Here is an 11,170-nt window from a genome sequence, read left to right as displayed (position 1 = left end):
ACCAAAAGAAAAACCTTTTTACGAAAGGACTGGATGTCACTATCAATGGCTTGTACGGCAAGCGAAACCGTATGGTAAGCGACACGCTTGCTTGGGCATACAGTTGGAACGGAAAAAGAGCCATTGACTTTAGAGGAAATGAATATAAATATTCATGGAATTCCCAACAGGAAGGCGGGCCTACACTGTCCAGAATCAACAGGAATGTATCCTCGATTAGAACAGGAGTTTCCTATGTCGTTGGCAAGAATCACAGAATCATGCTGAATCATGTGTATAACGGCATAGATCGGGTGGATAGCGATCAGCTGAAATCGGTTTTGGAAAATACATTCAGGGGAACGCGGGATTTAGAAAAAAACATTCTCTCTCTTACCTATGAGGCCAATGCGCTGGATGAAAAACTGAAGGCGAATGTTTTTGGAAAATACTACCAGCAAAAAACCGTAAACATTGACCCTGAGATTGATCAGGAAACCAATGAAATAGTAGACGATATTACCAGTGCCAACAAAATTGATGAAGGCTACGGATTTACTGTTTCCTATGCTGTTCTTCCAAATATCACCTTGCTGACTTCCGCAGAAAAAGCTGTCAGATTACCCAATGAAAGTGAAGTATTCGGTAACGATGGGGATAATGTGGTGGCCAATCCTAGCATCAGACCGGAGCTTAGCAATAATTTTAACCTAGGATTCAGATTAGGATCCTTCAATATAAACGAGCACGATTTTACGGTATCTTCCAATCTGTTCACCCGTAACATCAAAGACAGAATTGGGTTGCCGATTGAAACATCCTTAAATGTAAATGATGAAACCATACTCTATGAAAATCAGGGGAATGGGACTTCCAAAGGATTTGATGCGCAATTGGACTATACGTTCAACGACAATTTTGGATTGAACTTAAATGTTTCCCGATTTGATCTGAAAATTGTAAACAGAGGCGTGGAGATAGACGTGCCAAACACCCCATTTTTCACTATGAATGGAAGCTTACGCTATTCATTTAAGGATTTGATCCAAAAGGAATCCCGCTTGAATCTCTTTTACACCATGTACTTCACAGATGAATTTTCCTACCTGGTACCCCAGGGATCAAATACTGTAGGCGATGAGTTTTTTAAAGTCCCACAGCAGTTGGCGCAGGATTTAGGACTTAGTTATGTCTTTCCAAGCGACAAATTGGTGATGAGTTTCGACGTCAAAAACATATTTGACAAGGCTGTCTATGATAATCTCTCCGTGCAAAAACCGGGAAGGGCATTTTACCTGAAATTAAACTATAGAATCAATAATTATTAACCAATTAATACTTACTACCTAATGAAACACACTTTTAAAAAAATCCAAAAACTTACCGTTATGCTGCTGGCAGGTGGACTCTTGGTTGCATGTTCTGAAGATCCAACTCCGAATCCTAATCCGGATCCGGATCCAGTTGGAGAAAGTAGATGGATCACTGTGGCAGCAGCAAGAATGGGAGATAATCCGGGCGATGGAAACGGGGGGACGTTAATTTACTCGCTAAGCAGTGAGGAAGCTAAGGACCCTACGGTATCCATAGCCCCTTTTGAAAATGGATTCATCGTGCCTTCCAACAGAACAGCAAGACTCCAGTCCTCTGAAGATGGAAACACTGTGTTTAATATCAGCTATGCCGGTGACACGGGTGGACAGTATACGAAATACACCGTAGAAGGTGGACAAAACTTCACTCAAGATGGAACCGGAGTAAGTATTGCACCTTATGTAGGTTCTGCGCCACGATGGATTAAATTATTTGATGGAGACCAAACAGGTGCAGCTGTATATGTAAATACAGAAGCTCAATTTGATGATAATAATACACCGAATGATGCGACTGATGACACTTACTTGCGTCATGAGGCAACCATGGGAGTTGTAACCTTGGATCTGGTAAATTCTTCCATCATAGAATTCCAGGAAAGCGCTCTAGTCTTGAGTGAAGAGGAAGAAGCAAATGGATATTATATCTCCAGAATCGACATGCCAACTTTAAATAAAGTTGGAGATAAGTTATACATCGGTGCTCGTCTGAGCAAAGTAGATCCAGCCACTGGTGAATCTGACAATGGAGGCGAAATTTTAGGGGCTAAGACAATTGTATTGGATTATCCATCTTTGTTGAATCCAACAGTAATTACATCTGGAGTAGGATTGGGAAACACCAATGGTTACCGTAGCATCAACGCTTTTGAATACAATGGAAGTGTCTATCAAGCTAATCAGGAAGACCCAAATGGTTCGCATATCCTGAGAATCGGCTCAAACAATCAGTATGACGATTCCTATATGTTTAATCTAGACGATGCGTTGGGTGTGGAAGGTGCTTATATACTTGCCTGGAGACCTGCAGCAAACGGAAAAGCAGTAATTGCTTATCGTCATGACGGTTCTGAAGAAGGAGTTGCAGGAGCACAGGGATTCTTTGCTTTGGCGGATCTAAATGCAAAGACAGCTATAAGACTTGATAACATCCCTTACGAAGCTGACTTTTACTTGTTTCAATACCAAGGTTTTGTTGTAGATGGAACGGATATTTACCTTACCCAAGCTCCAGTTGGGAAAAACGGAAACATCTACGTAGTAGATACTGAAACAGGTGAGGTAACCAAAGGTGCCCAACTTGAGAACGTTAACGGAAGTCACTTTATAGGTGTATTTTAATGCAAAATTTATGAAAAGGAGCTTTTAGTCAAAGCTAAATGAATAACCACAAAATCCCGGAGAAAGAGCTCAATTGGCTTAATCTCCGGGATTATTTCATGAAAGTCTGTTTGGTATCAGCCACTAATATTTAACAAAGGAAACTCCCCTCTCTCTATGTAAATCAGAATATCATTATCTGAGATGCAGATTCAGACTGATCCTTACTCACCTCACAGATAACACTTTTAGGCCGAATACAGCATGTTTTCCTCGTCTAGAATCACTATTGCTTTGGATGTTGATAATTGTGGAATTTCCCACAAATCCCTTATCCTATGCCACCCTATCCTCAGGCAAATAGCGTTGATTCTTTTGCCCCATGACAACACTTATACAGCCTAAACCGGTTCGTAGCTTTTTATTCCAAATTGTCGCTTGAGTTCTGTAACACTGAACCGTTTCTTAATTGCGGAAATGAAAGTAATAGCTATTACCCAAGCACTTATCAATAGATTACTGCTTATTTGGCTACTAGTGACATTGCGGATATATATAACTATTATTTCGCATAACCTGTTCTCTAACTTCCTATTTTTAACTTGAGTCTCATCAGATGAAAGGAAATATTTAAAAGGAATTTAGTAAAAAAATTAAACGGCTGCTCATTCATTCAATACTATCAATTCTTTTCGTAGCCAAGCAGTCTCAACGCATTTACTACAACAAAAATGGTAGAACCTTCATGAATCAATACAGCAACTCCAATGGATGCAAATCCAAAAATTGTAGCAGGTATTAAAAGTCCCACTACACCTAAACTGATCCACAGATTTTGTTTGATAATCCCTTTAGCCTTTCTACTCAGTCCAATTGCGAAAGGTAATATTTCCAACTTATCAGCCATTAAAGCAATATCGGCAGTCTCCAAAGCTACATCTGACCCTGCTGCTCCCATTGCTATACCAACAGTACTAGCTGCCATAGCCGGAGCATCATTAACCCCATCACCTACCATAGCTATCTTGGATTCTGACTGCTTTAATTGTTTGATAGCCTCAACCTTTTCTTCAGGCAACAGACTTCCTTTTGCCCCTGTCAATCCAACCTCTTGGGCTATTGCATCTGCTACTTTCTGATTGTCCCCGCTGAGCATAATCATCTTTTTAATCCCAATTTCCTTGAGCGCCGCAAGGGTGGACTTTGCCGCAGCTCTTGGAGTATCCATTAACCCGATGATACCAATATAAGTATCGTTTTTCCTCACCAGAATTGTTGTGTTCCCATTGGATTCCAAAGATTCTATTTTGTCGATAATTTCTTGTGAGGGTTTGTTATCATCCAGCGCTTCGTACAAATCCAGATTGCCAATATAAATTTTATCTGCTCCCACATTTGCCTTTATGCCCTTGCCAAGAACGGCTTCCAATGAATCCGCCTCTGGGATTTTCTTTCCTTCCATCCTTTCTTTACCGTCTCTTACCACGGCTTTGGCCAAGGGGTGATCACTTAGCCCTTCCACTGCAACTGCGGTTCCCAGCAACTCGTCTTCTGAAATACTATTCCATGCGATTACCTCTGTGATTTTTGGTTTTCCCTCTGATAAAGTTCCCGTTTTATCAAATGCAATTGCGGTTAGAACACCCAAATCTTCCAGTGGTCTCCCTCCCTTAATCAAAACTCCTTTTTTTGCTGCTCTTGCAACGCCACTCAATACCGCACTAGGTGTTGCAATTGCTAGCGCACATGGACTTGCTGCCACCAAAACTGCCATTGCGCGATAAAAACTATCACTAAAAGGCTCATCCAAGACCAAAAAGGCAAAGCACAGTAGTACTACCAATACCAGAACCGATGGGACAAAATACTTCTCAAATTTATCGGTCAGCAGCTGAGTGGGTGATTTCTGCGCTTTGGCTTCATTGACTAAGGAAATTAACCTGGAAACAGTAGAGTCTTCTGCAATTTTCAACACCTTAATTTCCAAGGTGCCGTTTCCGTTGATCGTTCCTGAATATGCCCTGTTTTCCTGAGGCACATTATCTAGGGAAATATGCTGTTCATCCTGTTCTTTTATAGCTTCCTTGTCCACAGGTATACTTTCTCCAGTAATAGGAGATTGATCCACAGCACTACTTCCCTTTACAATAACACCATCTGCCGCAATTCTGGAATTAGGCTTAACAATGATGATATCATCGACCTCCAACTCTTCAATTCCCACTTCCACCGAACTGCCTTCAGTTTTCTTTAAGGCGGTTTTTGGTGCAAGAGTTGCAAGTGATTCAATGGACTTATGCGCTTTTCCCATAGCGTAATGTTCCAATGAATGCCCAAGACTAAATAGAAACAGCAACAATGCACCTTCTGCCCATTCTCCCAGGATCGCAGCACCTATGGCTGCGACCAACATGAGAAAATCAATTTCAAAACCTCCCTTTAATATGGTTTCTATCGCCTCTTTCGCGGTATAGAAGCCCCCAAAAAAATAGGCTCCTATATACATGGCAAGACTTACCCATTGAGGCACATCTTCTAAAAAACTCAGGCCAAACCCAATTCCCAAAAGAGCTCCACAGCAAATGGAGAAAATCAATTCACTATTCTTTCCGAATATCCCAGAGTGTTCCACTTTTTCCTGTTCCATAGGTTTTCTATTTAAGTTTCATGTTAGTAGTGTTTTTCACAAAATGATTAATGGTGCCCGCCTTCTTCTTCACTATTCTTTGCCTTTGAAAGTAAGGTAAATGCTCCCTTTGTCACCAGTTTAATATCCTGATAGATAAGACTGGAATCCAAAAGGGTCACCTGGGTAAATCCGTCCTCCTTATTACCCATTTCTACTTCTACCATTTCATAGCCATATGCGGGCTCTCCATTCTCGTCCCGTTGCTCCAGGTAAGAAAAAATGAAATGCTTCTCCCCAAATCTTACCACCGCATCATCTGGTGCTACCAAGACTTCTTCACTTGCAGTTTCTATTTTTGCTGTCACATACATCCCTGGGAGCAAATCGGTGTTTTTACTGTCAAAATGCCCATGAACAGTCACCGACCTATCTTTTCGAACTCCCTTACCCACCAAAAACACATGGGCTTCTCTCCATTCATCATTCGTATTGGCGAGATTGAATTTGATGCGCTGATCTTTCTTGATTTTTGGGATGTCATTTTCATAGACAGAAAGCTCCACATGGAGATCATCTGAATTCGTTAAATCCATGATTACATCCTGTGGGTTCACATATTTTCCAATATTGGTATAAACATCCAGTACAGCTCCAGTTACAGGAGAGTAAATATTCACGACAGATCTGATCTCCCCGGACTCCACTTTCTCCGGATCAAAGCCGATCATTTTCAACTTGGCTTTGGACGTTCTGATTCTAGCTTCATTGGCCAGAAAATTACTTTTGGATTCTTCAAATGTCTTCCCTGATGCCACTTGCTCACTGTACAATTTCTCTTGGCGTTCATATTCAGACTTCAGATAAGTACTGTTTGCCAGGCTTTCCAAATAATCTTGTTGAAACTGAATGAATTCAGGATTTTCTATTGTCACGAGCAGTTGGCCTTTTTTCACTTCATCCCCAGGAAGGAGTGTAGTATTCTTCACAAATCCCCCATATGGCATTGTGATGGAAATATTATTTTGAGGCGGAACGTCTATTACCCCGTTGACCATCAGTTCGCTGCCAATTTTCCTAAATTCCAGCTTGCCAAGCTCAATCCCGGTGACATCGAATTGTGCCTGACTTAGTTCCACCCTGGATTCATTTTCCTCATGATCCCCCTGAATTTCAATGGTGTCAACCTTAGATCCACAGGAAGTGGAAATTCCAAGAACAAGTAATGTGAAGAGACTATTTATGATATATTTTTTCATCTGTTTATAGTTTGATTTGCTATGGTTATATGAATCTCGCATTCATTAATCACCTTAGAATCTGACTTTATATTCATGCTTGATTTCATATTATTTACGTTTGATCGGTTTTAGTTGAGACCCGATAAGAATTCGATTTGAATAAGTGTTTGATTGGATTTGTCCAGTAAATCCAGATAGTTGAAATACACGCTCAAGCTTCTATTGAGCCCTTGTGTGTATTCCACATAGCCAATTTCACCGCTTTGGAAACCTCTCTGGGATTGTTTTAGGATAAGCTCTGCTTGAGGAAGAGCACTCTCTTCATAAAAATCCAAACTGGTCTGGAATTTTTGGTACTCGAGAAGTAAAGAGGTGAATCGGTTTTCGAGCTCATTGGTGAACGCTGTTTCTTGTTCCTCTGCTTCAGCAATCCGAATTGATTTGGATTTAATAATCGCTGATTGTGACTTCAAACTGAAAATAGGAATGGCCAAGCCCACCTGAAATCCATCAAAACGGTCTTTTGAGCTGTAAAATACAGGATCTCCAGACATAGTTTGACCTGGTCCATTGAAGGACTGATTAAAATACCCTAGTTTGATGTCCGGCATCAACCGAGATTTTTCAACTGACTTTTCCTTTTCTGCAATGGCAATTTGCTGTCGAACCCAGGCTAATGTTGGATTGTCGGCGATACTATTCTGGTCCAGAGAAAGCTGAGGTGAATTTTCCTTCAATTCTCCCATTTCAGGCTCAATCATAACTTCTGCATTGATAAGCATTGTCAACCGTTCGGTATTGATCTCCACATCGACATTGTTCTGTGCTATCATAGCCTTGATCTCAGCCACCTGGGTCTCTGCGGTTGCCTTTTCCAAAAGATTGGTTTCACCAGACTCAAACCTCAAGGAAGCTGCAGATGCAAACCGGTCATAGATACTGTCTTGCCTGGCAAGTAATTTCCCTTTTTCCCTTGCAGTCCACAACGCATACCAAGTGGATTTCACGGATCTGATCAATTCATTTTTACTCATCTCCACTGCCAACTCACCAGAAACTATTTTAGATTCAGCCAATCCATCTTGTCGGCTATAGGTGGTCGGAAACTCAAAAGTCTGGGAAACCGAAAACCGGCTGTCATTGGTGAAGGCACTGTTTGTCTGGCCATATTCCATGTCCACAGCTGTTTTCCCAATATTCCAGCTTGCCCCTTTTAATGCCCGCTGTTGTTCCAATCTAAGTCCTTCAACTTTGACACTTGGATTGTTTTCCAAAGCCAGTTCTATTGCCTGATCCAGGGAAGTAACATGCATTGGAGTTTGTGCATAGGAAGATAAATTTCCTAATGCAAAGAATCCAATCACCAGTAACCCTACAGTGCCTTTGGGTCTTCTTAAACCTCTTTCGAAATAATAGTATAATATAGGTAAGACAACCAAAGTCAGGATGGTGGCCGTGATCAGTCCACCTATCACTACGGTAGCCAGTGGTTTTTGAACTTCCGCTCCACTTGAAGATGAAAGCGCCATTGGCAAAAAACCCAAAGATGCCACGGAAGCAGTCATAATAACAGGTCTTAACCGGGTTCTTGTTCCCGAATAGATTCGTTCAAATATATCAGTGACACCTTCCTTTTTCAGGTGGTTAAATTCAGCAATCAGAACAATACCATTAAGTACAGCTACGCCAAACAGTGCAATAAACCCGATTCCTGCAGATATACTAAAAGGCATTCCCCGTAAGGTCAAAGCGAAAATCCCTCCGATGGCGGAAAGAGGAATAGCCGTAAAGATCAAAATACTCTGTTTGATAGAACCGAATGTGAAGAACAGCAAGACAAAAATCAATAACAAAGCCAACGGAACTGCAATCCCCAGTCTGGCTTTTGCTTCAACCAAATTTTCGAATTGGCCTCCGAATGTCACAAAATAACCCGTTTCAAATGTTACAGCATTTTCAATTTTGGACTCTATTTCATTAACTATGCTTTCTACATCCCGATTTCTCACATTGAATGCGACTACAATTCTCCGCTGGGTATCATCCCGCTGGATTTGATAGGGGCCTTCTTTTACTGAAACTTCAGCTACTTGATATAGCGGGATCTGCTCTCCGTTAGCTCGGGCGATAAAAAGATTCTGAACATCCTCAATATCATTTCTTTTAGTCTGATCGAGTCTTATTACCAGATCAAACCGCTTTTCCCCCTCATAAACCTTCCCGGCTGAAGCACCTGCAAATGCTGCCTGTATAGACCGATTCACTTCTTTTATACTTAGTCCATATTTTGCGAGTTGAGCCCTTTTGTAATCAATGACTATCTGTGGCACTCCCGTTACTTCCTCTATATAAATATCTTCCGCTCCTTCTACTCCTCGTGCTATCTGTCCTATCTGGCTAGCATATTCAGATAGTTTCTCTAAATCTTCTCCATAAATTTTGACAGCCACATCCTGCCTCACCCCTGTCATTAACTCATTAAATCTCATTTGTATTGGCTGTTGGAACCCAAAACTCACTCCGGGTATTGCTGATAATGCATTTGACATCTTATTTGCCAAATCTTCTCTGTTGTTAGCTGAAGTCCAATTATTCTTATTTTTAAGTACAATCATTAAATCAGCCCCTTCAATTGGCATTGGATCGGTTGGAATTTCACCTGCACCAATTTTAGATACAACTTCCACTACCTCTGGAAACTGGTCCAAAAGGATCTTCTCTGCCTGGGTAGTAGCCTTCATGGTATTCTGTAGGGAAGACCCTGTGACCACACGCGTTTCCACAGCAAAATCCCCCTCTTCCAGAGTAGGTATAAATTCTCCACCCATACGGGAAAACACCCAACCTGAAACAATCAATAAAATCAAGGCTACACTAATTACTATTCCCCTGTGATGCATAGCCCATCGAATGGAAGGGTCGTAGAAGCGATGGAAAAATCCCATTATTTTATCAGAAATATTAGGCTTGTCACTGACCTTCTTGCTTAGAAAAAGTGCAGAGATCATTGGCACGTAAGTAAGCGAGAGTATAAATGCACCAAGAATAGCAAAAGCCACGGTCTGTGCCATTGGTCTGAACATCTTACCCTCAGTTCCAACCAATGCTAAAATTGGTAGATATACGATAAGAATTATAATCTCACCAAACGCAGCTGAATTTCGGATTTTACTTGCAGAAAGAAACACCTCTTCATCCATCTCATCCTGTGTCAGCTTTCTTTTTCTTTTTACCAAACCTAAATGATGCATGGTTGCCTCAACTATAATGACGGCTCCATCTACAATCAATCCAAAATCAATCGCCCCTAAACTCATCAGGTTACCAGACACCCCGAATAGATTCATGAGTGAGAAAGCAAATAGCAATGCAAGTGGAATTACTGAAGCCACTATCAGCCCTGCTCTCAAATTGCCGAGCAAAAGCAACAAAACAAAAATGACAATCAAGGCACCCTCAATCAGATTTTTACTAACTGTGCCAATGGCATTGTCCACAAGTTTGGATCGATCCAAAAAGGGCTCTAAAGTCACCCCTTCGGGCAATGTTTCCTTAATTTCTTCTATTTTTGATTTGACGTTATCAATAACCTCTGCCGAATTTTCACCTTTCAGCATCATTACAATCGCACTGACTACTTCACCTTCACCATTCCTGGTGGTAGCCCCATAGCGCACAGCATTACCAAGGTGTACTTTTGCAACATCTTTAATAAGAACTGGAATCCCATTTTCATTGACGCGAACAGGGATATTATTGATATCCTCAAAAGAACCTACCAAGCCTTCACTTCGAATAAATAAAGCAGTTAAATCCTTCTCAATATAGGCTCCACCTGTATTTTCGTTATTATCTTCAAGAGCCTGAAAAATATCAGTAATTGAAACATTCAAAGATTTGAGCCGATCTGGCTCTATGGCGATTTCATATTGTTTGAGATACCCTCCAAAACTGCTCACTTCAGCTACCCCTGGCGTACCAAGTAGCTGCCTTCTAACTATCCAATCCTGTATAGTTCTAAGTTCTCGTGCATCATATTTATCTTCATAGCCAGGTTCAACACCAACTACATATTGATAAATTTCCCCTAACCCAGTGGTAATCGGAGCCATCCCCGGAGTTCCTATCCCCGGAGGTATTTGTTCTTTGACTTCGGACATGCGTTCATTTACCTGTTGTCTGGCCCAATAGACATCCACATTCTCCTTAAACACAATGGTAACAACTGACAACCCGAAACGCGAAAAGCTTCTGATCTCTTCAATATCAGGAATAGTGGCCATCGTGATTTCGATGGGAAATGTGATTAAACGCTCTACTTCTTCAGCCGCCAACGAAGGGGAAGTAGTAATTACTTGTACTTGATTATTGGTTATATCAGGAACTGCATCAATGGGAAGTTGGGTAAGTGAATACCCGCCCACGATGACTAATCCTATGGTAAGAAGCCCGATTATCAGTTTATTCTTAACTGAGAACCGGATTATATTTTCCAGCATAAGGAATTAATTTTTATGAATTAAAATGGAATAGAGCAGTATCGCCCAAAGAAAAAAAAGCACTCACAGCAATGCTATACAGATATATTTAGTATTCTGATATGGGTAAATTGCTAAGAAATGAACCGATGG

General features: G+C 41.1%; 5 protein-coding genes. 2 read left to right on the top strand and 3 right to left on the bottom strand.

The window, feature by feature from the left end; translation table 11 throughout:
• Positions 1 to 1,307: TonB-dependent receptor (locus AACZ73_RS22165; RefSeq protein WP_339881133.1), on the top strand; the 1,307-nt coding region annotated here is incomplete at its 5' end.
• 21 nt (positions 1,308 to 1,328) lie between these two features.
• Positions 1,329 to 2,693 (top strand): hypothetical protein, encoded by a 1,365-nt coding sequence (locus tag AACZ73_RS22160; protein ID WP_339881131.1) that lies wholly within the window; start codon positions 1,329 to 1,331, stop codon positions 2,691 to 2,693.
• 661 nt (positions 2,694 to 3,354) lie between these two features.
• Here the strand turns inward: AACZ73_RS22160 and AACZ73_RS22155 are convergent.
• The 3 genes from AACZ73_RS22155 to AACZ73_RS22145 form a co-directional block, all read right to left on the bottom strand.
• Positions 3,355 to 5,319 carry a heavy metal translocating P-type ATPase gene (locus AACZ73_RS22155; protein ID WP_339881129.1) on the bottom strand — a complete coding sequence of 655 codons (1,965 nt, stop codon included), beginning with the start codon at positions 5,317 to 5,319 and terminating at the stop codon, positions 3,355 to 3,357.
• 47 nt (positions 5,320 to 5,366) lie between these two features.
• The gene (locus AACZ73_RS22150) at positions 5,367 to 6,557 is read right to left on the bottom strand and encodes an efflux RND transporter periplasmic adaptor subunit (protein ID WP_339881127.1); all 1,191 of its coding nucleotides are present in this window, start codon (positions 6,555 to 6,557) and stop codon (positions 5,367 to 5,369) included.
• 110 nt (positions 6,558 to 6,667) lie between these two features.
• Positions 6,668 to 11,038, bottom strand: a complete 4,371-nt coding sequence (locus AACZ73_RS22145; RefSeq protein ID WP_339881126.1) for a CusA/CzcA family heavy metal efflux RND transporter — start codon at positions 11,036 to 11,038, stop codon at positions 6,668 to 6,670.
• Between the last annotated feature and the right edge of the window lie 132 nt (positions 11,039 to 11,170).

The sequence above is a fragment of the uncultured Algoriphagus sp. genome, from assembly GCF_963974835.1.
Classification (GTDB): Bacteria; Bacteroidota; Bacteroidia; order Cytophagales; family Cyclobacteriaceae; genus Algoriphagus.
This window is presented reverse-complemented; position numbering and strand designations above follow the sequence as displayed.